This window comes from Stenotrophomonas sp. WED208, from assembly GCF_040984485.1.
GTDB classification, from domain to species: domain Bacteria; phylum Pseudomonadota; class Gammaproteobacteria; order Xanthomonadales; family Xanthomonadaceae; genus Stenotrophomonas; species Stenotrophomonas riyadhensis.
Map to the genome: position 1 here is coordinate 838,901 of NZ_JAZARB010000001.1, position 25,813 is coordinate 864,713.

The 25,813-nt window shown below is 68.0% G+C and carries 27 protein-coding genes, 1 tRNA gene and 1 other RNA gene; 6 read left to right on the forward strand and 23 right to left on the reverse strand.

The window, feature by feature from the left end:
• The first annotated feature begins 39 nt into the window (after window positions 1–39).
• Entirely contained in the window at window positions 40–1,266 is a 1,227-nt protein-coding gene (locus VPH47_RS03720; RefSeq protein ID WP_006467246.1) for an acetylornithine transaminase, read from the forward strand.
• 53 nt (window positions 1,267–1,319) lie between these two features.
• Here the strand turns inward: VPH47_RS03720 and VPH47_RS03725 are convergent, their stop codons facing one another.
• On the reverse strand, window positions 1,320–1,922 hold the full coding sequence (locus VPH47_RS03725; protein ID WP_368850151.1) for an HAD-IA family hydrolase: 603 nt from the start codon (window positions 1,920–1,922) through the stop codon (window positions 1,320–1,322).
• Window positions 1,923–2,045: 123 nt separating this feature from the next.
• Between VPH47_RS03725 and azu the strand changes: the two genes are divergently transcribed.
• Window positions 2,046–2,495, forward strand: coding sequence for an azurin (gene azu / locus VPH47_RS03730; RefSeq protein WP_164161125.1), 450 nt, complete (start codon window positions 2,046–2,048; stop codon window positions 2,493–2,495).
• A gap of 105 nt (window positions 2,496–2,600) precedes the next feature.
• On the opposite strand, the gene hemL is transcribed toward azu, so the two are convergent.
• Window positions 2,601–3,890, reverse strand: coding sequence for a glutamate-1-semialdehyde 2,1-aminomutase (hemL, locus tag VPH47_RS03735; protein WP_368850152.1), 1,290 nt, complete (start codon window positions 3,888–3,890; stop codon window positions 2,601–2,603).
• A 16-nt stretch (window positions 3,891–3,906) separates the two neighbouring features.
• Window positions 3,907–4,533 (reverse strand): thiamine phosphate synthase, encoded by a 627-nt coding sequence (thiE, locus tag VPH47_RS03740; RefSeq protein WP_368850153.1) that lies wholly within the window; start codon window positions 4,531–4,533, stop codon window positions 3,907–3,909.
• 34 nt (window positions 4,534–4,567) lie between these two features.
• On the opposite strand from thiE, the gene VPH47_RS03745 reads away from it, so the two are divergent.
• Window positions 4,568–4,792, forward strand: a complete 225-nt coding sequence (locus VPH47_RS03745) for a rubredoxin (protein WP_110713507.1) — start codon at window positions 4,568–4,570, stop codon at window positions 4,790–4,792.
• A gap of 60 nt (window positions 4,793–4,852) precedes the next feature.
• Here VPH47_RS03745 and VPH47_RS03750 read toward each other — a convergent pair whose 3' ends face one another.
• The 8 genes from VPH47_RS03750 to VPH47_RS03785 all read right to left on the reverse strand — a co-directional run bounded on the left by VPH47_RS03750 (window position 4,853) and on the right by VPH47_RS03785 (window position 9,002).
• Window positions 4,853–5,698, reverse strand: coding sequence for a SirB1 family protein (locus tag VPH47_RS03750; RefSeq protein ID WP_049400716.1), 846 nt, complete (start codon window positions 5,696–5,698; stop codon window positions 4,853–4,855).
• A 160-nt stretch (window positions 5,699–5,858) separates the two neighbouring features.
• Window positions 5,859–6,305: a DUF192 domain-containing protein gene (locus VPH47_RS03755; RefSeq protein ID WP_110713503.1), complete on the reverse strand. Its 447-nt coding sequence runs from the start codon at window positions 6,303–6,305 to the stop codon at window positions 5,859–5,861.
• A gap of 21 nt (window positions 6,306–6,326) precedes the next feature.
• On the reverse strand, window positions 6,327–6,974 hold the full coding sequence (gene rpiA / locus VPH47_RS03760; protein WP_110713502.1) for a ribose-5-phosphate isomerase RpiA: 648 nt from the start codon (window positions 6,972–6,974) through the stop codon (window positions 6,327–6,329).
• Window positions 6,975–6,996: 22 nt separating this feature from the next.
• Window positions 6,997–7,476, reverse strand: a complete 480-nt coding sequence (locus VPH47_RS03765) for an EVE domain-containing protein (RefSeq protein ID WP_032128370.1) — start codon at window positions 7,474–7,476, stop codon at window positions 6,997–6,999.
• Window positions 7,473–8,066, reverse strand: coding sequence for a 5-formyltetrahydrofolate cyclo-ligase (locus VPH47_RS03770; RefSeq protein ID WP_368850154.1), 594 nt, complete (start codon window positions 8,064–8,066; stop codon window positions 7,473–7,475). Before VPH47_RS03770 ends, VPH47_RS03765 begins: the two co-directional genes overlap by 4 nt.
• Window positions 8,067–8,149: 83 nt before the next feature.
• Window positions 8,150–8,335: non-coding RNA, 6S RNA (gene ssrS / locus VPH47_RS03775), on the reverse strand.
• Between the two features lie 152 nt (window positions 8,336–8,487).
• The gene (locus VPH47_RS03780; protein WP_005410899.1) at window positions 8,488–8,784 is read right to left on the reverse strand and encodes a cell division protein ZapA; all 297 of its coding nucleotides are present in this window, start codon (window positions 8,782–8,784) and stop codon (window positions 8,488–8,490) included.
• Window positions 8,781–9,002, reverse strand: coding sequence for a TIGR02449 family protein (locus VPH47_RS03785; protein WP_005410898.1), 222 nt, complete (start codon window positions 9,000–9,002; stop codon window positions 8,781–8,783). Before VPH47_RS03785 ends, VPH47_RS03780 begins: the two co-directional genes overlap by 4 nt.
• A gap of 153 nt (window positions 9,003–9,155) precedes the next feature.
• On the opposite strand from VPH47_RS03785, the gene VPH47_RS03790 reads away from it, so the two are divergent.
• On the forward strand, window positions 9,156–9,704 hold the full coding sequence (locus VPH47_RS03790; RefSeq protein WP_032128368.1) for a YecA family protein: 549 nt from the start codon (window positions 9,156–9,158) through the stop codon (window positions 9,702–9,704).
• Between the two features lie 5 nt (window positions 9,705–9,709).
• Window positions 9,710–11,032: an aminopeptidase P N-terminal domain-containing protein gene (locus VPH47_RS03795; RefSeq protein WP_368851566.1), complete on the forward strand. Its 1,323-nt coding sequence runs from the start codon at window positions 9,710–9,712 to the stop codon at window positions 11,030–11,032.
• A gap of 820 nt (window positions 11,033–11,852) precedes the next feature.
• Here the strand turns inward: VPH47_RS03795 and pepQ are convergent.
• The 7 genes from pepQ to rph form a co-directional block, all read right to left on the reverse strand.
• Entirely contained in the window at window positions 11,853–13,184 is a 1,332-nt protein-coding gene (gene pepQ, locus VPH47_RS03800) for a Xaa-Pro dipeptidase (protein ID WP_110713497.1), read from the reverse strand.
• 75 nt (window positions 13,185–13,259) lie between these two features.
• Window positions 13,260–13,634: a PilZ domain-containing protein gene (locus tag VPH47_RS03805; protein ID WP_097049436.1), complete on the reverse strand. Its 375-nt coding sequence runs from the start codon at window positions 13,632–13,634 to the stop codon at window positions 13,260–13,262.
• Window positions 13,631–15,910, reverse strand: coding sequence for a DUF1631 family protein (locus VPH47_RS03810; RefSeq protein WP_368850155.1), 2,280 nt, complete (start codon window positions 15,908–15,910; stop codon window positions 13,631–13,633). The genes VPH47_RS03805 and VPH47_RS03810 overlap by 4 nt, the downstream gene beginning before the upstream one ends.
• Window positions 15,911–16,111: 201 nt before the next feature.
• Window positions 16,112–17,344: a radical SAM family heme chaperone HemW gene (hemW, locus tag VPH47_RS03815; RefSeq protein ID WP_368850156.1), complete on the reverse strand. Its 1,233-nt coding sequence runs from the start codon at window positions 17,342–17,344 to the stop codon at window positions 16,112–16,114.
• A 56-nt stretch (window positions 17,345–17,400) separates the two neighbouring features.
• Window positions 17,401–17,997 carry an RdgB/HAM1 family non-canonical purine NTP pyrophosphatase gene (gene rdgB, locus VPH47_RS03820; RefSeq protein WP_014038346.1) on the reverse strand — a complete coding sequence of 199 codons (597 nt, stop codon included), beginning with the start codon at window positions 17,995–17,997 and terminating at the stop codon, window positions 17,401–17,403.
• Window positions 17,994–18,383, reverse strand: coding sequence for a VOC family protein (locus tag VPH47_RS03825; RefSeq protein WP_049400723.1), 390 nt, complete (start codon window positions 18,381–18,383; stop codon window positions 17,994–17,996). The genes rdgB and VPH47_RS03825 overlap by 4 nt, the downstream gene beginning before the upstream one ends.
• On the reverse strand, window positions 18,380–19,105 hold the full coding sequence (rph, locus tag VPH47_RS03830) for a ribonuclease PH (RefSeq protein WP_049426699.1): 726 nt from the start codon (window positions 19,103–19,105) through the stop codon (window positions 18,380–18,382). The genes VPH47_RS03825 and rph overlap by 4 nt, the downstream gene beginning before the upstream one ends.
• 124 nt (window positions 19,106–19,229) lie before the next feature.
• Between rph and VPH47_RS03835 the strand changes: the two genes are divergently transcribed.
• The gene (locus VPH47_RS03835; RefSeq protein ID WP_019661992.1) at window positions 19,230–20,090 is read left to right on the forward strand and encodes a YicC/YloC family endoribonuclease; all 861 of its coding nucleotides are present in this window, start codon (window positions 19,230–19,232) and stop codon (window positions 20,088–20,090) included.
• Window positions 20,091–20,147: 57 nt separating this feature from the next.
• Here the strand turns inward: VPH47_RS03835 and selD are convergent, their stop codons facing one another.
• The 5 genes from selD to fdhE all read right to left on the reverse strand — a co-directional run bounded on the left by selD (window position 20,148) and on the right by fdhE (window position 25,714).
• The gene (gene selD / locus VPH47_RS03840) at window positions 20,148–21,227 is read right to left on the reverse strand and encodes a selenide, water dikinase SelD (RefSeq protein WP_368850157.1); all 1,080 of its coding nucleotides are present in this window, start codon (window positions 21,225–21,227) and stop codon (window positions 20,148–20,150) included.
• Window positions 21,228–21,253: 26 nt separating this feature from the next.
• Window positions 21,254–21,349, reverse strand: a tRNA-Sec gene (locus tag VPH47_RS03845).
• Window positions 21,350–21,373: 24 nt separating this feature from the next.
• Window positions 21,374–23,305, reverse strand: a complete 1,932-nt coding sequence (gene selB, locus VPH47_RS03850) for a selenocysteine-specific translation elongation factor (RefSeq protein ID WP_368850158.1) — start codon at window positions 23,303–23,305, stop codon at window positions 21,374–21,376.
• Window positions 23,302–24,726: an L-seryl-tRNA(Sec) selenium transferase gene (gene selA / locus VPH47_RS03855; protein ID WP_368850159.1), complete on the reverse strand. Its 1,425-nt coding sequence runs from the start codon at window positions 24,724–24,726 to the stop codon at window positions 23,302–23,304. Before selA ends, selB begins: the two co-directional genes overlap by 4 nt.
• Window positions 24,727–24,730: 4 nt before the next feature.
• A complete protein-coding gene (gene fdhE, locus VPH47_RS03860; protein ID WP_180860366.1) occupies window positions 24,731–25,714 on the reverse strand; it encodes a formate dehydrogenase accessory protein FdhE in 984 nt (327 codons plus the stop codon).
• Window positions 25,715–25,813: the final 99 nt, after the last annotated feature.

The following is a 25,813-nucleotide window of genomic DNA, read 5'->3' on the forward strand; positions in this document are numbered from 1 at the left end:
CGGCGCGAGAATGGGGATTCCTGAACCCTGTCGACTGCCATGACCGCCGCTACCGATCCGCTGATCTCCCTTTCGCACTATTACCTGCCGGTCTACAAGCCCCGCCAGGTGGTACTGGAGCGAGGCCAGGGCGCCCGCGTGTGGGACAGCCAGGGCCGTGAGTTCATCGACCTGGCTGCCGGCATCGCCGTGTGCGGCCTGGGCCACAACGATCCGGACCTGGTGGCCGCGCTGGTCGAGCAGGCCGGCAAGCTCTGGCACACCAGCAACGTGTTCTACAGCGCGCCGCCGCTGCACCTGGCCGAGGAGCTGGTGAAGGCCAGCCGCTTCGCCGAGCGCGTGTTCCTGTGCAATTCCGGCGCCGAAGCCAATGAAGTGGCGATCAAGATGGTCCGCAAGTGGGCCTCCAGCCAGGGGCGTCCGGCCGACAAGCGGGTGATCATCACCTTCCGCGGCAGCTTCCACGGCCGCACCATGGGCGCGGTGACCGCCACCGCTCAGCCGAAGTACCAGGAAGGCTACGAGCCGCTGCCCGGTGGCTTCCGCTACATCGATTTCAACGATGAGGTGCAGCTGGAAACCGCGATGGCTGCCGGCGACGTGGCTGCAGTGATGCTGGAGCCGATCCAGGGCGAGGGCGGCGTGATGCCGGCCAAATCCGGTTTCCTCAAGCGCGTGCGCGAGCTGTGCGACCAGCACAACGCGCTGCTGGTGCTGGACGAGATCCAGGCCGGCATGGGCCGTACCGGTACGCTGTTCGCGCACTGGCAGGACGACGTGGTGCCGGACATGGTCACCCTGGCCAAGGCACTGGGTGGTGGCTTCCCGATCGGCGCGATGCTGGCCGGCCCGAAGGTGGCCGAGACCATGCAGTTCGGTGCGCATGGCACCACCTTTGGCGGCAACCCGCTGGCTGCTGCGGTGGCCCGCGTGGCACTGCGCAAGCTGGCCTCGGCGGAGATCGCCGCCAATGTCAGCCGCCAGTCAAAGGCACTGCGCGATGGCTTTGCCCGCATCAACGACGAGTTCGGCGTGTTCAGCGACGTGCGCGGCCGTGGCCTGATGCTGGGCGCGGTGCTGAGCAAGGACTTCGCCGGCCAGGCCGGGGCGATCCTCGACCACGCCGCCGAGCAGGGCCTGCTGACCCTGCAGGCCGGCCCGGATGTACTGCGCTTCGTGCCGTCGCTGAACATCACCGACGAAGAAGTGGCCGAAGGCCTGAAGCGCCTGCGCGCGGCGATTGCCGCGTTCATCGCCGCGCGCTGAAGCCCCGGCGCTGGGGTCGGATCCCTCTCCTGCGGAGAGGGCTCTGACCCCGATCAGCTCACCGCGTAACGCTTCAACACCTTGCCCAATCCCCGGCCATCGCGCACGGTTTCCGCGTGCAGGCCGGCGGTGCGTGCGCCGCGCACGTTGGCGAACAGGTCATCGACGAACAGCGTGCGCGCAGGTGCCACGCCGAGCGCTTCCAGCGTACGCAGGAATACCGCAGGCGCCGGTTTGCGCAGACCGAAATCCGCGCTGCAGAACACGCGGCCCTGCAGGGCAGGGAGCAGTTCCGGTAGCAGGGTGGGCAAGGCCTGCTGCATCAGTGCGCCATTGTTGGTCAGCACCGCCATCGGCAGCTGCAGTGTCTGCAGCCGCTGCAGCACGGCCGGCTGTGGATGGCTGGCGGCCTGTCGCGCCGCGATCCAGGTGTGCACATCAACGGTGCGGCCCAGCTGTTTGCTCAGCTGCGCCAGATAGGCCGGGCCATCCAGCGTGCCATTGTCATGCGCCGCTTCCAGCCCGCTGTCGTACAGCGCGGCCTGCACGGTTTCCGGCGCGACATCCAGCGCCTCCGCAAGGTGCAGTACGCGCTGCGCGCGCTGGTACTGCACCAGAACGCCATCCACATCCAGCAGTAACAGGTCGATCCGCATCGGCCGAGCATGCCATTGCAGTGAGTGCGCGGGAAACCCTGGAGTGGGCATGCGACAGACGGTCGCAGACGGCGCCGCAGGGGCCTGCCTAGAATGGCGCCTAGATCCGCAGGAGATGCAACGATGAAGGCTTGGATGGTGGCAGTGGGACTGGGCGCGCTGATGCTTGCGCCGTCGGCGATGGCGCGGGTATGTGCGGTCAGCATCGACAGCACCGACCAGATGAGCTTCAGCAGCCGCGAGATCAAGGTGGCGGCCGACTGCACCGCCGTGGATCTGACCCTGCGCCATACCGGCAAGCTGGCCACTACCGCGATGGGCCACAACTGGGTACTGACCCGCAGCGCTGATTACCAGCCGGTAGCGATGGCCGGCATGCGCATGACCCTGGCCGACAGCTACCTGCCGAAGGCCGACAAGCGCGTGCTGGCGCACACCAAGGTGATCGGCGGCGGCGAGACCACGCGCGTGCGCTTCTCCACCCAGGGCCTGCAGAAGGGTGGCGACTACACCTTCTTCTGCTCGTTCCCCGGCCACTTCGCGATGATGAAGGGCAAATTCGTCTTCGGTTGATGCCGCCTGTAGAGTCGAGCCATGCTCGACTGCTCCGTGCCAACCAAGGTTGGCACCTACCAGATGCAACAGTGCCAACCAAGGTTGGCACCCACCAGAGCGGGATCAGCCCTTGGCGGCCTTGAACGCCACGCGTGCGGCGGCCAGTGTGGCCTCGATCACCGCATCGTCGTGCGCGCTGGACAGGAAGCCGGCTTCGTACGCCGACGGTGCCAGGAACACGCCCTGCTCCAGCATCGCGTGGAAGAAGCGATTGAACGCCGGAATGTCACAGGCGGTGGCCTGCGCATAGGTCTCCACCTTCTCACTGGTGAAGAACAGCCCGAACATCGCGCCCACGCGGGTGGTGGTCACTGCCACGCCGGCTTCGGCGGCGGCCGCTTCCAGGCCGGTACACAGGCGCGCGGTGCGCTCGGCCAGGTCGGCGTGGAAACCCGGTTGCTGGATCAGCTCCAGCATCGCCAGGCCAGCGGCCATCGCCACCGGGTTGCCGCTCAGCGTACCGGCCTGGTAGATCGGGCCGGCTGGTGCGATCTGCTGCATCAGCTCGCGACGGCCGCCGTAGGCGCCCACCGGCATGCCACCGCCGATGATCTTGCCGAAGGTGGTCAGGTCCGGGGTGATGCCGTAGTGCGCCTGTGCACCGCCAAGGGCAACGCGGAAGCCGGTCATCACTTCGTCGAAGATCAGCAGCGCGCCATGCTTCGTGCACAGGTCGCGCAGGTGCTGCAGGTAGCCTTCGCGTGGCGGAATGCAGTTGGCGTTGCCGACCACCGGCTCGATGATCAGGCCGGCGATGTCATCGCCCTGCTGCTCGAACAGGGCAGTGGCCGCTTCGAAGTCGTTGTAGGGCAGGGTCAGGGTCAGTTCGCTCAGGCCGGCCGGGACGCCCGGCGAGGTCGGCACGCCCAGGGTCAGCATGCCGCTGCCGGCCTTGACCAGGAACGAGTCACCGTGGCCGTGGTAGCAGCCTTCGAACTTGACGATGCGGTTGCGGCCGGTGGCGCCGCGCGCCAGCCGGATCGCCGACAGCGTGGCTTCGGTGCCGGAGTTGACCATGCGCACCATCTCGCATGACGGCACCAGTCGGGTGATGGTCTCGGCCATGGTCACTTCGGCCGCGCACGGCGCACCGAAGGACAGGCCGTTGTCGATCGCCTTCTTCACCGCCTGGCGCACGGCCGGATGGTTGTGGCCGACGATCATCGGGCCCCAGGAACCGACATAGTCGATGTAGCGGTTGCCGTCGACGTCGTACAGGTAGACGCCGTCGGCACGCTCGACGAAGAACGGTTCGCCACCGACCGACTTGAACGCGCGTACCGGCGAATTGACGCCGCCCGGCAGCAGCTGCTGGGCGCGGGAGAACAGGGCGTGGGACTGGTCGTGGTTCATGCGGATTTCCTGGGCATTACGCGAACTGGGCGAGGAAGGCGCGCTGGACCGCAACCGGGTCTTCGGCGGCGAACACGCTGCTGACCACGGCGACCAGATCGGCGCCGGCGTCGATGATGGGACCGACATTGTCCGGCGTCAGGCCGCCGATCGCCACCCGCGGCACGCCCAGTGCGGCGCTTTGCCGCAGCAGGTCGGTATGGGCGCGGCTGTTGGTGATCTTGGTGGTGGTCGGGAAGAACGCGCCGAAGGCCACGTAGCTGGCGCCTGCGGCCACGGCCTGCTCGGCATTGGCCAGCTGGTCGTAGCAGGAGGCGCCGATGATGGCCTCGGCACCAAGCAGCGCGCGCGCGCTGGGGATGTCACCGTCGGTGCCGCCCAGATGCACGCCGGCGGCGCCGACCGCCTTGGCCAGCGCCGGGTCGTCGTTGACGATCAGCGGCACGCCGTGTTCCTCGCACAGCGCCTGCAGGGCGGTGGCCTGCTCCCGCCGCAGCGCGCCGCTGGCGGTCTTGTTGCGGTACTGCAGCCAGGTGGCGCCCGCGGCCAGCAGCGGCGCGGTGCGGGCCAGCAGGCGTGCGGTATCGGGCTCGTCCGGGGTGATCAGGTAGACGCCGCGGGGCGCCGGGGAAGCAGAAGTCATCGATGGCTACCGGTGAGTGGACCGCGATGGGACAATGGCGGCCCGTGAATCCAGCCCTGATTATCCGATGAGCGATGCCACCCCCACCACCTTGCGCACCTGGATGTGCGTGGTCTGCGGCTTCCTTTACAGCGAAGCGGAAGGCTTGCCGGAGGAGGGCATCGCGCCGGGGACGCGCTGGGAGGAGATCCCCGAGACCTGGACCTGCCCGGATTGCGGGGTGACCAAGGCCGATTTCGAGATGGTCGAGGTCGACTGACCGGCGGGCCACCCGGCCCATCCTGAGGGTGCGGACCGTTGGTCCGCACACCAGCCACCCTCAATGCAGCCGCGGCACCGGCCCACCAAGGTCGATCAGCTTCTCGCGCAGCCACTGCGCATCGCTGGCCTCGGGATTGCGCTTCAGGTACTGCCCCAGGTCGTGGCGGGCGCCGGCCAGGTACTCCAGCTGCAGGTAGGCCAGGCCGCGGTCGCGCAGCGCGTCGTCCTGCTCCGGGGCCAGTTTCAGCAGGCGGTCGGCACTGCGTGCAGCGCGGTCCCATTCGCCTGCTTCGGCATACACGCCGTGCAGGTTGCGCAGCATGCGCATCAGGATCGCGCGCGCTGGCGCCGGGTCGAGGATCTGCGCCAGCACCTGGTCGTCGGGCATCTGCCCGCCCAGGTGTGACTTGGCCCGCTCGCGCAGTTCGTCCACGTCCAGCGGGCGGCCGCCATTGAACGGGTCCATCACCAGCACGCCGTCGTCCACCGGCAGGCGCACCAGGAAGTGGCCGGGGAAGGACACGCCGTCGAGCGGAATGCCCAGCCGGCGCGCGACTTCCATCTGCACCAGTGCCAGCGAGATCGGGTTGCCCAGGCGGCGCTCGAATACCTGGTTGAGGTAGCTGTTGCGCGGGTCGTAGTACTCGTCGTGGTCGCCGCTGTAGCCCAGCTCGTCGAACAGGTGGCGGTTGATCGCCGCCATCTTCAAGGGGCTGTTGTCGATGCTGTCCACTTCCGAACGGAGGTGGTCGACATGGCTCTGGATCAGCGCGTCGTAGGTGGACGGCTGCAGATCGGGGTATTCATCGCGCGCGATCAGCAGCGCGGTCGGCAACAGTGGCAGCGCCTCGTCTTCGAGGTCGGCCAGTGCATCCCAGTCGGGGAGTGAGATCTGGTCCTGCATGACCACAGACTGGCGTCATTCGCAGGCGGTTTCAAGCGGTGCCGCGTGAAAAATTCAGGGGTCAGATCCCTTTCGCGTGCGAAAGGGATCTGACCCCTGCAGGGTTGCCGGCCAGCGGCCGGCACTACCGCGGGTGCCGGCCGCTGGCCGGTCGCATCGTTTACTTCTCGATGCCCGGGCCGAAGGTCAGCTGGGTCCCGTCCTTCAGCTTGAGCTTCTCGGCCTGGCCGGCGTTGAGCTCCAGCACATAGCGCGCCGGGCCGCCGCTGGGGTAGGGCGGGCACATGTCGCCGGCCGAGCACGGCGGCACATCGCGCTGCTGGCTGACCAGCTTGCGCTGGCTGTCGAAGTACAGGATGTCCAGTGCGATCTTGGTGTTCTTCATCCAGTACGCCTGCATTTCTTCGCGGTCGTGGATGAACAGCATGCCGTGGTCGGCCGACATCTGGTCGCGGAACATCAGCCCGCGCGCGCGGGTTTCATCGTTGGTGGCCAGCTCGACCTGGTAGCGGGCGCCATCCAGCTCGACCCAATGGCGGGCCGCGTCGGTGGCGCAGCCGGTCAGGGCCAGCAGCGGAAGCATCAGCAGCGAACGCAACAGCGACATCGTCAGCATCCTTCGAAAGGGTCAGAGCACGACCGGCGGCTCGCCGCCGACGATCACCACATCGGCGCGACGGCGCGCGAACAGGCCGACGCAGACCACGCCCGGCAGCTGGTTGAGCTCGCGCTCCAGCTTTTCCGGATCGGTGATCTGCAGGTTGTGGATGTCCAGGATCTGGTTGCCGTTGTCGGTGACCACGCCTTCGCGCCAGGTCGGCTGGCCGCCGGTCATGTCGCGGATCTGGCGGGCGACCAGGCTGCGCGCCATCGGGATCACCTCCACCGGCAGCGGGAACTTGCCCAGCACCGGCACCTGCTTGCTCGGGTCGACGATGCAGATGAAGCGCTCGCTGGCCTCGGCGATGATCTTCTCGCGGGTCAGCGCGGCGCCGCCGCCCTTGATCAGACACTTGTTGGCGTCGCACTCATCGGCGCCGTCCACGTACAGCGACAGGTTGCCGCTGTGGTTCAGCTCGATCACATCGATGCCGTGCTGCTTCAGGCGCGCGGTGCTCTGCTCGGAGCTGGACACGGCACCCTTGATGCGGTGCTGGATGCGGGCCAGGGCATCGATGAAATAGGCCACGGTGGAACCGGTGCCGACACCGACGATCATGCCGTCTTCAACGTACTCGATGGCTTTCTCGGCGGCCAGGCGCTTGGCTTCGGACATGGGAGAACTCTCAGGCAGGGAATCAGGATTTCTTTTCCAGCGACAGCAGCAGCTTCCACTGCGCAGCCGTCACCGGGAACACCGACAGGCGGTTGCCCTTGGCAACCAGCGGGAAGCCCTCGCCGAGTTCTTCGGCGTGCAGCTTGATCTCGTCCAGCGCGATCACCTGCTTGAGCTTGCGGTCGAAGGCCACGTCCACCAGCATCCAGCGCGGGTTCTCGCGCGTGCTCTTGGGGTCGTGGTAGTCGGATTTCGGGTCGAACTGGGTGTCGTCCGGATAGGCCGGGCTGGCCACCGTGGCCAGGCCGACGATGCCGGGCACCTTGGTATTGGAGTGGTAGAACAGGATGCCGTCGCCCACCTGCATGCCATCGCGCATGAAATTGCGCGCCTGGTAGTTGCGCACCCCGTTCCAGGGTTCGACCTTGACCTTGGCCAGGTCATCGATGGAGAAGGCGTCCGGTTCGGACTTCATCAGCCAGTAGCGCTTGCGGGCGGTCATGCGTTCACGGGGGCAGCGGAGGGGAGCAGGGTGCCGTCTTCGGTGCAGATCGCATCCACCGGTACGTCCCACGACGCCACCGGCAAGGACTCGACCTGCTGCACCGCGAATGCAGCACCGACCAGCCAGGGCGGCGCCGGCCGGTCGTGGCGGAAGGCGAAGCTGCGATCATACCAGCCGCCCCCCATGCCCAGCCGCCGGCACTGTGCGTCGAAGCCCACCAGCGGGGTCACGACCAACGCCATCTGCGCCGGTTCCAGGGTGTCTTCCACGGCCACGTCCGGCTCGGGAATGCCATAGCGGTTGCTGGTCAGTGGCTGCCCGGGCCGCCACGGCGCAAAGCGCAGCACCTCGCCGGCCAGCACTGGCAGGCAGTAGGTGAGTCCTTCGGGCAGTTGCAGCTGCCAGCGGTGCAGGGCGATTTCGCCATCCAGCGCCCAGTAGCCGGCCACGGCGCCTTCGTGCGGGGCGAATGGGAGGGCCAGCAGGGCATCGGCAAGCGATTCAGCGGCGGCGATGCGCTCAGCGGCGGAAAGGTCGCGGCGGCGTTGCCGCAGGTCGTGGCGCAGGGCCTGGCGCGGGTCGGTCATGGCAGCGTGCGGCAAGGATCAGCCGTCATTGTGCCGGAAAGAACAAGGGCGACGCCCGAAGACGCCGCCCTTGCTGGAATATTGCATTCTCCGCAATGTCGATGCATGCGAAACGACCTTGAACCCGGGGGCTCAAGTGGGAACGCTGGAGAACCATCGGGCTTCCCGCTACAAGGCGGACCTGCACTCCCGGCGCTGTCGCGCTCCCGGTGTCGTTCTTAAGGGACAAGGCGAATGTTTGCACATGCCGTCGAGTACCGCAGAGAACGCGTGGCCATTATAGCCAGCACGCAGGATCTGGATAGGCCGTTCGTCGGCAACAGTCCGTGCCAATTCAGATATGAGAAAAGGGGACGGAGGGGATTAAGACGTTTCCAGCACGGAAGGGGCGAATGCGCCTTGATTCCCTCCGTCCCCTCTTCTACGGGGTGCCGTCGATCGCGCGGTCCAGGCGCCGGTTCAGGTCGGCCAGCGTCTGCTGCAGCGCCACCGCCTGGCGGGCGTTCTCATCGCGCAGCAACTGCAGTTCGTGGGCCAGGTTCAACGCCGCCAGCACGGCGACGCGGTCGACCGCGGCCATGCGGTTGCTGCCGCGGATTTCGCGCATGCGCGCATCGAGCAGGCGCGCGGCCGCCATCAGGCTGTCGCGTTCATCGCCGCCGACACCCACGGTGTATTCACGATCAAGGATGCGGACACTGACCGGTTCGGCGCTCATGTGTGCTGCTCCAGGGATTTGAGCCGGCTGATCATTGCTTCCACCCGCGAGCGTGCCTGCTCGTTCTTGGCCAGCAGCGTGGAACGCTCGGCCACCAGCTGTTCCTGCTGGTGGCGCAGGCTGCGGTTCTCCTCGGCCAGGCGCTGGTTGCGTTCAAGCAACGCTTCCACGCGGGCAGCGAAGTCCTGCAGCTGGGCAAGGGGATCGGCGGGTTCCATGCGGGCACGATAGGCAAGCCGGGTAAGGGCGGTCAAGCGTTGTCGCAGCAAGGCCTGACGGTCGCAGAGAGGATGCCGTCGGGTTGCTACACTACCGGGTCTCACGGGCGCGCGTGCGCGCGCCCCGGGTTTCCTTTCCGAACGAGCCGCACGATGACCGAACTTCCCTCCGTCGACGACGTTACCCGCGCCAGCCAGGAACTGGGCCTGGGCGCCACCGCTGCCGAGCTGCACGGCGCACTGTGCGGCTGGCTGGCCGCCGGCGGTGCCCCCGGCAATGATTGGCCGGCGCGTGTGCTGGCCGACGACAACCTGCCGCCGGTGGCCGCCGACAGCGTGCTGGGGCAGCTGCTGCAGGTCACCATCAAGCAACTGGAAGACCGCGATTTCGCCTTCGAACTGCTGCTGACCGACGGCGACGACGTGTCCGCGCAGGCCGATGCCATGTTCAGCTGGACCCGTTCCTTCCTGGGCGGCTTCGGCCTGGGCAGCGGCGGCCGCCGCCCGACCCTGTCCGAAGAGGGCGAAGAAGCGCTGACCGACATGGCCAGCCTGGCGCGTGCCTCCAGCGAGGATTTCGAGGCCGGTGGTGACGATGACGACGAAGCCCTGTCGGAGATCGAGGAATTCATCCGCGTGGCGGTACTGCTGCTGCACGGTGACGTGGTGCTGGCCTCGCGCCATCGGCAGCGCCTGAACTGATGGACATCAAGCAGCGCACCGGCATCGCGGCCGGCGAATACAAGCGTCGCCGCCGCCAGCTGATGGACATGGCCGGCGAAGACGCGATCCTGGTGCTTCCCGCCGCCGCCGAGAAGGTGCGCAGCCTCGATACCCATTACCCGTTCCGGCAGGATTCGGACTTCCAGTACCTGAGCGGCTTCCCGGAACCGGAGGCGGTGCTGGTGCTGATTCCGGGCCGCCGCCACGGCGAGGCCATCCTGTTCTGCCGCGAGCGAGATGCCGAACGCGAGGCCTGGGATGGCAGCCGCGCCGGCCAGGAAGGTGCGGTGGCGCAGTACGGGATGGACGATGCGTACCCGATCGACGATCTGGACGACATCCTGCCAGGCCTGCTGGAAGGTCGTTCGCGCGTCTACTACCACTTCGGCCGCGACGCCGATTTCGACCTGAAGCTGATCGGCTGGGTCAACCGCGTGCGTTCGCAGGTGCGCCACGGCGCGCAGCCGCCGCATGAGTTCCTGGAGCTGGGTCACCTGCTGCACGAGCAGCGCCTGTTCAAGTCCGGTGCTGAAGTGGCGCTGATGCACCACGCCGCGCAGATCAGCGTGCGTGCACATCTGGCGGCGATGAAAGCGGCGAAGGCCGGCATCCACGAATACGAACTGCAGGCCGAACTGGAACGCGTGTTCCGCGCCAACGATGCCGTGCCGGCCTATTGCAGCATCGTCGGTGCCGGCCGCAACGGCTGCATCCTGCATTACCGCGACAACAACGCCCGTTCGCGTGATGGCGAGCTGGTGCTGATCGACGCCGGCGCCGAATACCGCGGCTATGCCAGCGACATCACCCGCACGTTCCCGGTGAATGGCCGCTTCAGCGCCGAGCAGCGCGCGCTGCACGACCTGGTCGGTGACGCGCAGGCCGCGGCACTGGCCCAGGCCAAGCCGGGCGTACCGTACGAGGCCGGCCACCTGGCTGCGGTACAGACCCTGACCGAGGGCCTGCTGCGGCTGGGGCTGCTGAAGGGCACGCTGGAAAAGAACCTGTCCGAGGGCCTGTACCAGCGCTTCTACCGGCACAAGACCGGGCACTGGATCGGGCTGGACGTGCACGATGTGGGCGACTACCGCCTGGCGGGCGATTCGCGCCTGCTGGAGCCGGGCATGGCGTTCACCATCGAGCCGGGCCTGTACATCGGCGTAGACGATACGACGGTGGAACCGCGCTGGCGCGGTATCGGCATCCGTACCGAGGATGACGTGCTGATCACTGATGACGGCCATCGCGTGCTGACCGAAGGCCTGGCGCGCAGCGCCGACGAGATTGAAGCGGTGATGGCGGGGTAAGGGGTTTCGGCAGGGCTTGCAGCCCTGCACCTGCAGAGGCAACAGCTGGAGCAACAGCAACAGCGGGCTATCCGTGGGATGGCGGGGCGGTGTGGGTGGTCAGGACGCGCCGTAAACCCATCCGTGGGGGCTCGATGGCGCCATCCATGGCGCCAACGGTCCTGCCCACCCACACCGCCCCACCTCTGACAGATTCCTGCGGCTGTTGGTAACGGCGGTTGTTGGAACGAACGACGATTGGTAGGTGTCGACCTTGGTCGACACAGAGCGAGCGCAGCGAGCGACCCGCTTTTGCTTTTCTTTGTTCTTTTCCGCGGTTGGACGCGCGCAGGAAACTGTCAAAGGCCGGGCGGGGTGGGTTCGCGGAGGCGCCGTGAACCTATCCATCGGGGCTTGGTCGCGGCATCCATGCCGCTCACACCCCGCAAGCCCACAGTGCCCCGCCTTCGACAGGCTGACGGGGCTGTTGGTGGGTGCCGACCGTTGGTCGGCACATCTGTCAGATATCGAATGAATCATCCACGCATGGTGTGGATCTACTGGCCACTGCGGCCGTTGGAACGCGCGGCTGTTGGTAGGTGTCGACCTTGGTCGACACAGAGCAAGCGCAGCGAGCGACCCGCTTTTGCTTTTCCTCTTTCTTTTCCGTGGTTGGACGCGCGCAGAAAACTGTCAGAGGTGGGGCGGGGTGGGTTCGCGGGGGTGTCCGCGGCATGGATGCCGCGGCCAAGCCTCCAGGGATGGATTCACGGCGTCCCCCGCGAACCCACCCCGCCCCGCCAAGCGCTGCTTCTGATTTCAGCGCCCAACCACGAGCGACTCAGCCGTTCGCCGCCGCAAACTCCGGCCGCGTCAGGTTGTCCGCTTCGCCCTCGGTGCACAGCACTTCGTCTTCGATGCGGATGCCGCCATACGGACGGAAGAAATCCACGCGGTCCCAGTTGATCGCATCGCCATGGCCGGCATCCTTCACTTCATTCAACAACATGTCGATGAAGTACAGGCCCGGTTCGATGGTCACCACCATGCCCGGTTCCAGCACGCGGGTCAGGCGCAGGTACGGGTGGCCCGCCGGGCGCTCGATGCGGCCACCCTCGTCGCTGGCCGCGAAACCGGCCACGTCGTGCACCTGCAGGCCGATCAGGTGGCCGATGCCATGCGGGAAGAACGCGGCGCTGACGCCGGTTTCCACTGCAGTCTGTGGCGAGACCTTGATCACGCCGAAGTCCTTCAGCACGCCCATCAGTGAAAGATGTGCATCCACGTGCAGCTGCTTGTAGTCAAAGCCTGGGCGCACCGCTGCGCACATCTGCTGCTGGGCCGCATCGACGGCGGCGATCATCGCGGCGAACTCGTCGTGGCCCTGCGCGGCGTAGGTGCGGGTGATGTCGCTGGCGTAGCCGTGCGCGCTGGCACCGGCATCGATCAGGAAGCTGCGCAGCGGCTGCGGTGCCTTGCGGCCCAGCTCGGTGTAATGCAGCACGGCGGCATGTTCGTTCAGCGCCACGATGTTGCCGTAGGGCAACTCGTTGGCGTCCTGGCCAACGGCCTGGCAGTAGGCCATGTGGATGCTGAACTCGTCGGCGCCGTTGCGGAACGCGGCCTCGGCGGCGCGGTGGCCGCGCACGCCCAGCACCTGCGCCTGGCGCATCAGCGCGATTTCATACGGCGTCTTGCTGCCGCGGTGCCACTCCAGGTAGTTCACCACCGGTGCCGGGTTGTTCGGCACGTAGTTGCCCAGCGCGCTCTGCGGCTCGCCGAGGATCGCGCAGCGCGACGGGTCGGCCGGCAGCAGCGCCAGCGCCTCTTCGGGCTTGCGGATGATGTGGATGTCGAAGTGCTCCACCCACCAGCCGCTGGGGGCGTCCGGTACCACGTGCCAGTAATCGAAGGGCTGGTGGAAGATCACCGCCGGGCGCTTGCCGGGGGTGAACACGATCCAGCTGTTGGGCACGCGGGTCAACGGCAACCAGGCCTTGAACTGCGGATTCACCGCATACGGGTAGTCGCGATCGTCGAACACCTGGTAGTGCAGGGTGCCGCTGGGCACCACCAGGTGATCGAAGCCGCCGCGGGCCAGCGCCTGTTCGGCGCGTCGGCACAGCACGGCCAGGTGGTCGGAATACAGGGCGCCGGGGTCTTGCTGGATCATTGCGGTGGCTCGACACGGAAAACGGCCCTAGATTCTGCCGCATACCGCGAAAAACCGCTGTGCCGGAACCGGCACTCAGGCCGTCGAAACCGGTCCCTCGTCGCTGTCCTCGCCCACCCACTGGCGCAGCAGCTGCCGATGTTCGCGCGACAGGGTGAGGAATCGGAAGCCGGTCCAGCTCTGGCCGGGGGCATGTGCGGGCTCGCTCCACAGCAGGTGCACGCCCACATCGATGTCCTGCTGGCGGCCATCACCCAGTGGCAGCGGGAAGCGCAGCTGGTACAGCGCGTCCTCACGCAGCGGCGCACTGGCCAGCATCAGCATGCCGGTTTCGGAAACATTGCCGAGACGGCCGACCACGCATTCGCGCATCTGGTCGGTGACCGGGACCAGGTCCGAGACCTGGCGGCGCGGTGCGCGACGGGTGTCCTGTGGCGGCTGAGTGTTCATGCGGAGGTCTCCTGCGTGTGGCCGGCCGCCAGCGCACGCAATGCGCCAAGGCTGGCTTCCCAGGCGCGGTCGACCAGCCGGGCCTTGTCTTCGGTGACCAGCTGCGCACGGCCGGCGCTGATCTGCCGGGCCAGCGTATCCAGGTCGGTCTCGGCGATCTTCTGCCCGCGCGGATTGACGAACAGGGCGTGGCCGGTCAGCAGGCTGTACCAGGACAGGCGCTGGCGGCGCAGCGTGCCATCACCGGTATCGATGTCGAACCAGCTGCCGAACGGCAGCGTTGACAGCTGCTGGTAGGCGGCTTCTTCGGCACTGTTGCGGGGTGTTGCAGGCGCCGTGCCGGTGGGCGTGCCGGCGTGTTCGCCCAGGCGTGCACGCGCCTTCAGGCGGGCACTGAGTTCGGTACGCGAGGTGCTTTCGTCCTCGCCGCCGGGCGTAGCCAGCCTGCGCGCGACGGCGGCGGCTTCCTCGGCGTGGTAGCCGACCTGCAGCAGGGCGGCCTCGACATCGGCAGCAAGCGCGGCATCGGTGCCACCGGGGGCATCGACGGCCTGCGCGGTGATGGCAGCGATGCGCTGGGTCTGCTGCAGGCGTTCCTGCCATTGCGGTGAGTCGTCGCCATGGCGCAGGCGGGTGAGGGTCAGGGCGTCGGCCCAGGCCTGGCGCAGCAGGGTCTGCACGAAGCGCGGCGGTTCCTGCGTGTCGCAGCACTGGTCGATCTGTGCGCTGGCCTGGCGCCGGGCCAGTTCCAGCCGCTCCTTGCCGCGCGCAGCTTCGACATGGCGGCGCTCGGCCAGCTCGGCGCGATGCGCCGCGGCACGCTGGTGCTGCTGCACGTCTTCATTGGCGGTGGCGAAAGCCTCCGGCGTCCGTGCGTCCTGGCCCAGCAGGCCCTGCACGCTCTGCGCCATGCGCTGCAGCAGCTGTGGGTCGACGTCATCGTCGCCCAGCCAGTTGGCGCCGACTTCGGCAATCTGGTTGAGCAGCTCGCGCGCCGGGTGCTCGTCGCGTACGAAGAAGCCCGGATCGGCCATTGCCGCGCGTGCCAAGGGCACCTGCAGGCGCGCCAGCAGGGCGGCCGGCACCGGGTCGGGGCGCTGTTGCTGCTGCACCTGCTGCATCAGCATGCGCAGCAGGTCGAGGTTGTCACGGTCGTGGCTGCCCAGCTGCGCCTGCGTACCGTGCTCGCTGCGCAGCTGCGCCACGACGGCGGCCTGCAGGTCGGCAACGCCGGTGGCCGAGCTGGACTGGGCCTGCAGGCGTGCGAGCACCGCATCCACTGCCGCGCTCGGCACGGCATCGCGGTCCGCAGGGGCTGCGCTGGCTTGGCGTGCCTGCTGCAGCAGCTCATGCAGCGCGCTGCCGGTGGCGGTGGTCAGGCCCGGCAGGGCCGCGCCGGTTGCGCCGCCATCCTGGAAGGCGTCCTGCACCAGGCTCGACCAGGAACCGGCGGGTGCCGATCCGTTCCAGCCGGTCAGTGGCGCCGCAGCGCGCTTTGCCGGCTGGGTGGCACGTCCACCGCCCACCGACTGGGTGATGATCCGCCGCGTGCTCGACGAGCGCGCCAGGTAGGGGGTGTAGACCAGGCCGGGCAGCACGCCGTGCTGGGCCAGCAGGGCATTGGCGCGGTCGAGGATGTCGCCCAGGCGTTCCAGCACCTGGCGTTCGAAGCTGCGATACAGCGCCAACTGGACTTCGACGCTGAGCGCATCCTGTTCGGCGATCCGGCGCAGCATCGCGCACAGTGCCTGCGGTGCCAGTGGCAGGGTATCGGCCTCGAAGGCCGGTGCCGCGGCCAGCACGCCCAAGCGTTGGCCCAGCAGGTTCAGCGTGTTGGTCGAGCGCAGCGTCTCGCGCCGGATCATCTCGGTCAGCAGCAGGTCGCGGTCCACTTCATGTTCATCGACCAGCGACAGCCCGAGCATGCCGGGCAACGGCGGGGGCGTGGCACCGACGCTGGCGCCGGTGGCGGGTTCGCGCAGCCGTATCAGTGCATCGGCCACGGCATCGAGCATGCGGTCGGCGAAATGGCCGGAAAAGGCATGCAGTTGGCCGCGCTGGGCCATCAGTTCGGCCTGCAGCTGTGGATTGCGCGCGCGATCGGCGTCGTGCAGCAGCGTCTGTTCCAGCGCTTCGACGGTCAGGATCAGAGGGGCGGCCAGCGTCTGCCGGCACAGGCCGATCAAGGCGCCCAGCAGCTCACGCACCCGCGGTGGCAGGTTGCTGGCAGCCAGGCGGGCTTTGTCGGCAGAGGTAATGGAGAAGACAGCTGACATCGGCAGGCGGTACCCGGATTCCCGCGGATCGATCTTGTGAATCTACCGTGTCGGCCGCAGTCGGCGCTACTTTAGGGTGAACGTGACTCACGTTCGCTGGGCAGGGCCGACGGATGAACGACAATGTCGACCGCAGGCCGGCAGCTCGGGCTTCACCGGAGTGCCGGCCAGCGGCCGGCACTACCCGTTACGGCAGAAGGCTTATTCCTCCAGGAACAGGCTCACCACATCGTTGGTGAATCGGCGGCCCAGCTCGGTCGGCTGCACATGGCCATCCGTCACCTCCAGCCAGCCGCGCTGCACGGCCTCGGCCAGCGGTGCATCGAGCACGCGGCGCGGCAGCCCGGTGCGCGACTCGAAATCGCGCAGGCCGAAGCCTTCATGCAGGCGCAGCAGATTCAGCATGTACTCGAAGGGCAGGCGCTCAGGCGCGATCACATCGTCACCGCCGAACGAGGCCGGGGTACCCGCGCTGTCCAGATAAGCCTGCGGATGCTTCAGCTTCCAGCGTCGCAGCACGTGTTCCTCGGCACCCGAACTGATCTTGCCGTGCGCGCCGGCACCGATGCCCAGGTAGTCGCCGAAACGCCAGTAGTTCAGGTTGTGCGCGCTCTGCCGGCCAGGGCGTGCGTAGGCGCTCACCTCGTACTGGCCGAAACCGGCCTGCGCCAGCAGGGCCTGGCAGTGTTCCTGCATGTCCCAGGCATTGTCTTCATCGGGAATGCCCTGCGGCGGCCGCGCGAAGAACACCGTGTTCGGTTCCAGGGTCAGCTGGTAGTGCGAGATATGCGCCGGCTGCAGTGCGAACGCGCGCTCCAGATCGGACTCGGCGCCGGCCAGGGTCTGTTCCGGCAGCGCGTACATCAGGTCGATGTTGAAGTTGTCGTAGCCCGCGTCCTGCGCCATCTTCACCGCGCGCTCGGCTTCGCCACTGTCGTGGATGCGGCCCAGGCGCTTGAGCATCGCATCGTCGAAACTCTGGATGCCGAAGCTGAGGCGGTTCACGCCGGCCGCGCGGTAGCGGTCGAAACGGCCATGCTCGGCCGTGCCCGGGTTGGTTTCCAGGGTGATTTCGGCGTTGGGTGCGAAGCGCAGGCGTGCGCTGGCCTGTTGCAGGAAACGGTCGATTGCTTCCGGCGGGAACAGGCTGGGTGTGCCGCCACCGAAGAACACGCTGTGCACCACCCGGCCCCAGACCAGCGGCAGGTCCTGGTCGAGATCGCGCAGCAGCGCATCGATGTAGGCGTCGAACGGCAGTTCGCCCTTGGCCTGGTGCGAATTGAAATCGCAGTACGGGCACTTGCGCACGCACCACGGCAGGTGCACGTACAACGACAGCGGCGGCGGTACCAGCCGCGGCGGGGTGTCGTGGTCAGCGGAGCAGGCTTCGCCGGGCAGGTGGTTGCAGTGGTCGTGGTGGTGAGAGTGCGGCATGGACTTCATCGGTAGTGCCGGCCGCTGGCCGGCTTCCCTGGTTCGATCGGGTGGCGTCAGTACAGCGTCGCCAACTGCTGCTTGAGCTGCTGCAGGGCAATGGCACGGTGGCTGATGGCGTTCTTCAGGGCCGGCTCCATCTCCGCGGCAGTCAGGCCGTGGGTGGTGTCCAGGAACACGGGGTTGTAGCCGAACCCATTCGTGCCGCGCAGTTCACGGATGATCTGGCCCTCCCAGCGACCTTCGCAGATCAGCGGCTGCGGATCGGTGGCGTGGCGCAGCAGCACGATCACCGCATAGAAGCGGGCACCGCGCTGGCCATCGGGAACGTCGGCCATCGCCTCCAGCAGCTTGGCGTTGTTGGCTGCGGCGTTGGTCGGGTGGCCGGCATAGCGCGCGCTGTACAGGCCGGGTGCGCCGCCGAGGGCATCGACGATCAGGCCGGAATCATCGGCCAGCGCCGGCAGGCCGGTCGCTTCGCAGGCCGCGCGCGCCTTCAGCAGCGCGTTCTCGACGAAGGTCAGGCCGGTCTCTTCCACGTCGCCCAGGCCCAGCTCGGCGGCCGAGGTGATCTGCAGCGGCAGGTCGGCGAGGATCTCCTGCATCTCCACCAGCTTGCCGGCGTTGTGGCTGGCCAGTACCAGTTTCTTCATTGACGGGGCTCCAGCAGGTCCCAGGTGTTGCCATACAGATCGCGGAACACCGCGACCGTTGCATAGGGTTCTTCGCGCGGCGCTTCCAGGAACTCGACCCCGGCGGCCAGCATCGCCGTGTGGTCGCGGTGGAAGTCATCGGTGTTGAGGAAGAAGGCGACGCGGCCACCGGTCTGGTTGCCGATGCGGCTGCGCTGTTCCTCGTCGCTGGCACGGGCCAGCAGCAGGGCGGCAGCGCTGCCGTCGGTCGGCCCCACCACCACCCAGCGCTTGTGGCCCTGGTCGATGTCCTCCAGCAGCGCGAAGCCGAGCTTGCCGGTGTACCAGGCAATGGCTTCGTCGTAGTCGGCCACCACCAGCGTGGTCAGGGCTATGCGCCGGTTCATGCCGACAGCGCTGCCTGCTGTGCGGCCAGCAGTTCGGCCACGCCCTTTTCGGCCAGGCCCAGCAGCGCATCCAATTCGTCGCGACGGAAGGCATGGCCTTCGGCGGTGCCCTGCAGCTCGATGAAGCCACCGCCGTCGTTCATCACCACGTTCATGTCGGTGTCGCAGTCGCTGTCTTCGGCGTAGTCCAGGTCCAGCACCGGGGTGCCGCGGTACACGCCCACCGACACCGCTGCCACCGCGCCCAGGATCGGGTTGCGCTTGATGTCGCCGCGCTTCATCAGCACGTTCACCGCATCGACCAGCGCCACGTAGGCGCCGGTGATGGCGGCGGTGCGGGTGCCGCCGTCGGCCTGCAGCACGTCGCAGTCGAGGGTGATGGTGCGCTCGCCCAGCGCGTTGCGGTCCACGCAGGCACGCAGGCTGCGACCGATCAGGCGCTGGATCTCCAGCGTGCGGCCGCCCTGCTTGCCGCGGGCGGCTTCACGATCACTGCGGGTGTGGGTGGCGCGCGGCAGCATGCCGTACTCGGCGGTCACCCAGCCTTCGCCCTTGCCGCGCAGGAAGCCCGGCACGCGGTTCTCGACGCTGGCGGTGCACAGCACACGGGTTTCACCGAAGCACACCAGCACCGAACCTTCGGCGTGGCGGGTGAAGCCGCGTTGGATGACGACCGGGCGGAGCTGGTCGGGCTGGCGGCCGCTGGGGCGGGAATCGGACATGGTGCGGGTTCCGTAATGGCGTGGGAGTACGCCGCCACGCCCGCAGCCTTCACGGGGCGGGCAAGGGGGCTCTGGTGAGGGCGCTAGGGTACCATTCCCCCTTTGCACGCACCGGACACAATCCATGATTCGAAGCATGACCGCCTACGCCGGCGGCGAGCGGGTCACCCCGTGGGGCACGCTGGGCTGCGAGCTGCGCTCGGTCAACCACCGCTTCCTGGAGGTCGGCACACGCCTGCCCGAGGAACTGCGGGCGCTCGAGCCGCAGCTGCGCGAGCGTATCGCCGCGCGCCTGAGCCGCGGCAAGCTGGATCTGGTGATGCGCCTGCGCGCGCCGGAAGCGGCCGCCAACCTGCAGGTGGACGAGGCCCTGCTGGGCCAGCTGGGCCGCCTGGCGCACCGTCTGACCTCCGATTTCCCCAACCTGCAGGTCAGTTTCACCGACCTGCTGCAGTTGCCGGGCGTGACCCGCGGCGAGGCCACCGATGCCGCCGCCCTGCAGGTCGAGGCACTGGCCCTGCTGGACCAGGTGCTGGACGGCTTCGTCGAGGCCCGTGAGCGCGAAGGCGGCAAGTTGTCCGCGGCCATCAGCGAGCGCGTGGACGGCATCGAGCGTATCGCCACCGAAGTCCGCACGCTGATTCCGGCCATTCGCGACGGCCAGCGCGCCAAGCTGGCCGCACGCCTGGCCGACCTGCCGCACCCGGTCGACCCCGGTCGCGCCGAGCAGGAACTGGTGCTGTGGCTGCAGAAGCTGGACGTGGATGAAGAACTGGACCGTCTTGGCAGCCATATCGTCGAGATCCGCCGCGTGCTCAAGCAGCGCGAGCCGGTCGGCCGTCGCCTGGACTTCCTGCTGCAGGAGTTCAATCGCGAAGCCAACACGCTGGGCTCGAAGTCGGTGGACAGCCGTACGTCCAATGCTGCAGTGGAACTGAAGGTGCTGATCGACCAGATCCGCGAACAGGTGCAGAACATCGAGTGATGCTGCATCCAGCGCTACAGCAGGGGCGCCTTCGGGCGCCCTTGCCGTTCCAGCGCCTCAGCGGACGCTGACGCCCGGCGTTCCCTCGCCCAACCGTCCCACCACGGCCGCCTGGCCGAACCCGGCGTCGTGGAAGCAGGCCAGCACCGCATCCACCGCTTCCGGGGCGCAGGACACCAGCAGGCCGCCGCTGGTCTGTGGGTCGGTCAGCAGTGGCTGCCAGTGTGCTGGCAACCCGTCGGCGAAGCGCACGTCGGCGCCATACGAGGCCCAGTTGCGGTGGGACGCGCCGGTCACGCAGCCGCGCTGCAGAAGTTGCAGGGCCTGAGGCAGCAGCGGCGCCTGGGTACTGTCCACCTCGGCAGCCACCCCACTGGCCCGGCACACTTCCAGCAGGTGGCCCAGCAGGCCGAAACCGGTGACGTCGGTCATCGCGTGCACGCCATCCAGCGCGGCAAGGGACATGCCCACGCTGTTCAGGCGGGTGGTCGACTCGACCATCTGCCGGTAGCCCTCGGCATCCAGCACTTCTTTCTTCAGCGCCGACGAATACACGCCCACGCCCAACGGCTTGCCCAGCACCAGCACATCGCCTGCGCGGGCATCGGCATTGCGCTTGAGCCGCTGCGGATCGAGCACGCCGATCGCGGCCAGGCCGTAGATGGGTTCCACCGAATCGATGCTGTGGCCACCAGCCACCATGATGCCGGCATCAGCGCAGGCGCGTTCGCCACCCTGCAGGATGCCGCGGATGGTGTCCTGCGGCAGGCTGTTGATCGGCATGCCGACGATGGCCAGTGCGAACAGCGGGCGCGCGCCCATCGCGTACAGGTCCGACAGCGCATTGGTGGCGGCGATGCGGCCGAAGTCGAACGGGTCGTCGACAATCGGCATGAAGAAATCGGTGGTGGCGACGATCGCCTGCCGGTCATCGAGGCGGTACACCGCGGCGTCGTCGCTGGTCTCGCGGCCGACCAGCAGTTCGGCCGGTGCGGGAAGCGCTGGAACGCCACGCAGCAGTTCGGTCAGCACACCCGGCGCGATCTTGCAGCCGCAGCCACCGCCATGCGCGAGAGACGTCAGTCGTTGCGGGGCATCAGCCGTTGAAGGAGCGGGGGACTGCGCGTGCGTGGCCATGCCGACATCTCCTGCGGAAACACGAATGGCGGAAGGCAGCAGGAGTCGAACCTACCAGGGAACGATCGACGCCCCCTACTGGGTTTGAAGCCCAGCCGCATGCCCGGATGCGCATGCCTTCCGAAAGTACGGCGGTACCGGTGGGCTCAGTCGCGGGCTGCGTTCCACTGCAGGTCGCCGCGCGGCCGATGCTGGTCACCGACGCGTCGAGTGTAGCCAACGCGATTGAAGAACTCCAAGATCTGGATGCTGCGTTTGCGGCCCAGGCCGATGGCATCGCGGAAGGCCGCCGCATCCACCGTGCCGCTGGCCTGTGACAGCTGCGCGACGATCGTGGCCAGCTCGGCGATGCAGGCCGGCGCATAGAACAGGTCCGGCACCACCTGGAACAGATCGCCACGCGCGGCGGCGCGACGCAGGGCGGCGCGGACCTCATCTTCGGCCAGACCGACGTCGGCGGCCAGGGTGCGCACCCACGGTGGATCGAAGCCACCGGCGTGCAGTTGCGGCAGCACGCGTTCCAGCAGGAGACGTTCGCGTTCCGGTGGCACATGGTCATGGCCGGGCAGGCGCCACCACGCGCCCACGCGCTGCAGCGTGCCATCGGCCAGCAGGTCCTGCAGCAGCGCATTCCAGAGGCTCGCTGCAAGCGAGGGCAGGGTACTGCGCTGCAGGCGCCCGCTGTCGACACCGGGTTCGTCCGGGCGTCGCTCGTGCCAGCCGCGCAGCGAGGTGATCACCTGTTCGCGCAGTGCCTGCCAGTGCGGTGCGAGGATGATCACTGTGTCATCGCTGGTCGCGATGCGTCGCGCGTCCTCGGGCAGGTCGATGCGGTCGGCGGCGCGTCGGCAATAGCGTTGCAGCGCAGTGAGGGGGATGCCGGCAGGTGCCTGCTGCAGCAGCGGGACAACACCGGCACCGGCCGCCAGCTGCTCCAGTGCCGCCAGCCAGGCCAGCCGTGCAGGACTGCGCCGACGCCGCTGCGGAGGATCCGGATCGAGCACGACGCCACCGCCCAGTGTGTGGGTGGCCGCTGAATCACGGGCGATGAAACGATCGCCACACATCGCGCAGACCGGTGCATCGAACACCAGCTGCACCAACTGCCCATCGCCGTGGTCGTGGTCTTCCAGCAGCACCACATGGGCCTGCCGGTGCATCGTGCCCCAATGGATGTGCAGCGGCGACCAGTCGCGCAGTGGCGGCGCCAGTGCGGAAAGCCGCAGGCGCACGTCGACGCGGGTAGTGGCCAGCAGCGCGCGTGGATCGGCAATCCAGTCGCCCCGGTGGATGTCGTCGCGGGCGATGGCGGCCAGGTTCAGCGCGCAGCGTTGCCCAGCCATCGCGTGCTCGCTGGCCTGGTTCTGCGCGTGGATGCTGCGTATGCGCACTTCAGTGGCGGCCGGCATCAGCTGCAGATGCTCACCCACCGCGGCGATGCCGCCATGCACCGCGCCGGTCACCAGCGTGCCGTGGCCGGGCAGCGAGAACACGCGGTCCACCGGCATGCGGAACAGTTCGCTGCGCAGTTCGGCCTGGCGTGTGCTGGCATCGTCCGCCGCCCACGCGTGCAGCTGGGTACGCAGTGCGCTGATGCCGGCATCGTCGGGTGCGGTGCTGTTGCAGGCGAACAGAGGGGAATCCTGCAGCGGTGTCGCGGCCAGCAGCGCGGCAATCTCGATCTCGACCCGGGCGAGGCGCGCCGCATCCACACGGTCGATCTTGGTCAGCGCCACCGCACCACGATCCACGCCCAGCAGCTGCAGGATCGCCAGATGCTCGCGGGTCTGTGGCATCACGCCGTCGTCGGCAGCGATCACCAGCAGAGCGACATCGATACCCGTGGCGCCGGCCACCATCGTATGCACGAAGCGCTCATGGCCTGGCACGTCGACGAAACCCAGCGTCGCGGCGGGGCCTTCGGCGTCCCTGCTTTCCACCGGGACATAGGCATAGCCCAGTTCGATCGATATACCGCGCGTACGTTCTTCCTGCAGGCGATCGGTTTCGATGCCGGTCAGTGCGCGCACCAGACTTGTCTTGCCATGATCGATATGCCCGGCGGTGCCGACGATCATGCCTGCAGCGTGCTCCATTGGGCGAGGAAGGCCGCTTCGTCGGCCGGTTCCAGGCAGCGCAGGTCCAGCCACAGCGCGTCATCGGCGATATGGCCCAGCACGGGTCGCGGCAGTTGACGCAGGCGCTTGGCCAGGCGATCCAGTCCGCCACGGCGCGCAGTCGTGATGCGTAGGCCGGCACTGCAGAGCTGCGCCTGTGGCTGTGCACCGCTGCCGATCTGGCTGTGCATCGATGCCGGTTCAAGACCGTAGTCGGCCGCCAGCGCGGAACGCATCGGCTGCAGCAGGCGCTGGGCCTGCACATCGATGTCCTCCTGCGTACGTGACAGGGTGCGCAGGGTCGGCAGCCGCTGTGCCAGCAGCTCCGGTTCGCGGTACAGGGCCAGCACCGCTTCCAGTGCGGCCAGGCCCATCTTGTCCATGCGCAGTGCCCGCTTCAGCGGGTTGCGGTTGATCCGTGCAATCAGGTCGGCGCGGCCGGCGATGATGCCGGCCTGCGGACCACCCAGCAGCTTGTCGCCACTGAACGACACCAGGTCAGCGCCGGCCGCCAGCGTTTCCTGCACGGTGGGCTCGTGCGGCAGGCCGAAGGCCGCCAGATCGCACAGGCTGCCACTGCCCAGGTCCACCACCAGCGGCAGGCCGTGCTCGTGCGCGATCGCGGCCATCGCCGCGGTGTCGACCTTGGCGGTGAAGCCGGTGATCGCGTAGTTGCTGGCGTGCACCTCCATCAGCAGCGCGGTGCGCACGCCGATGGCATTGGCGAAGTCGGCGGGGTGGGTACGGTTGGTGGTGCCCACTTCCAGCAGCCGCGCGCCGGCACTGCGCATCACGTCGGGAATGCGGAAGGCGCCACCGATCTCCACCAGCTCGCCGCGTGACACCACCACGTCGCGGCGGTTGGCCAGGCTGTTGAGCAGCAGCAGGACCGCCGCGGCATTGTTGTTGACCACAGTGGCGGCTTCAGCGCCGGTCAGTTCGCAGATCAATGCCTGCACCCGTGCATCGCGGTCGCCGCGACGGCCGCGGCTGATGTCGAATTCAAGATCCACCGGCGCGGTCATCGCGCGGGTGACCGCGTGCACGGCGGCATCCGGCAGCAAGGCGCGGCCGAGATTGGTGTGCAGCACGGTGCCGGTCAGATTGAACATCGGCTGCAGATCCTGCCGTGCGTCAGCGGCCAGTGCGGCCTCGACTGCTGCCACCAGCGCCGGGCCGTCAACCGCTTCCTGCAGCTGCGTGGCCGAGAGCTGGCCGGCGCTGATACGGTCGCGCAGCACCTGCAGGTGCGAACGCAGCAGCTGGGTGATACGGCTGCGGCCGTGGCCCTCGATCAGTGCTGCCAAGGCAGGCAGGCGCAGCAACCGGTCCAGCGAGGGCAGGGCAGCGGCCGATGCCGGGGTGGGGGGCGTGGCTGTCATCGCCTCACTCGCCGTCGGATTGCCACAGCAGCGGATTCTGGCTGGCGCGCGCATACCCTTCCTCGCCCAGCAGCAGGTCCAGCGCCAGCGTGCCGAGGTCGTCGGCCACCGGCTCCAGCGACGGGTCTTTCTCCAGATACAGGATCTTGCGGTAGCTGTGGCAGTGGTCGCAGGTCTCGGCACGGACCGCGCTCTCGCGCACCGCCTCGCCGCTGTCGCCATCCACATCGGCCAGGGCGCGATAGGCGATGTCCTTGCCGGCGGCACCACACTGGCTGCACTGCACGCGCACGTAGTGCCACTGGCAGGCGCACAGCGAGCACGACAGGTAGCGGTAGGACGCATAGGGCGGCCGCGCCTGCACCACACTGACCACCGGCAGGGTGCCGCACAGCGGGCACAGCCCCGGTGCATCGGCCAGCGGTTTCAGGTCGGTGGGGCGGAAGCTGTCCGCCAGTACCGCCCAGTAGACCTGCAGCGCGTTCATCACCAGCAGCGCAGCCACCGCATCCACCGACGGCGCGTCATCACGTTCCAGCACCGCATGCGCTTGTGCATCCAGCCACGCGTCATCGGCAGCGGCAACGCGCTGCAGTTCCAGCCGGGTTTCCGCCGGCAGCCCGGCTTCTTCAGCGCAGTGCTGGCATAGCGTGCGGAGCCAGTCGCGCCAACGTCCATCCAGCTGAAGCGTGTTGGCCGGCCGCAACGGCATCCCGGCGCCGGCCGCCGCACTCGACTGCTGTGCACGCGCCTGTGCCTGAAGCTCCTCGCGTTGCGGCGGTGTCAGATCCTCCAGCAGCGCCTGCTGCGCATCAGCCAGCGCAGCCAGAAGCTGCAGGTAGCCACCGATGGCACTGTGTCCCGCCAGACTGCGCAGGCGGTCCGCACGTCCGGCAAACAGCGACGCGGTATCGGGCAGGATGATGCGCGGAACATCGCGCGAGGCCAGCGTCTCGATCTCACCGGGTTCAAGGATGCGTTGCGCCATGCAGGGCCAGCCAGAAGAACCAGCCTCCATCCTCGCCGTTGTCAGCGCTGGCGTCCAGCGCATTGCAGGCCATTTGAAATGGTTGGGGTCAGATCCGTT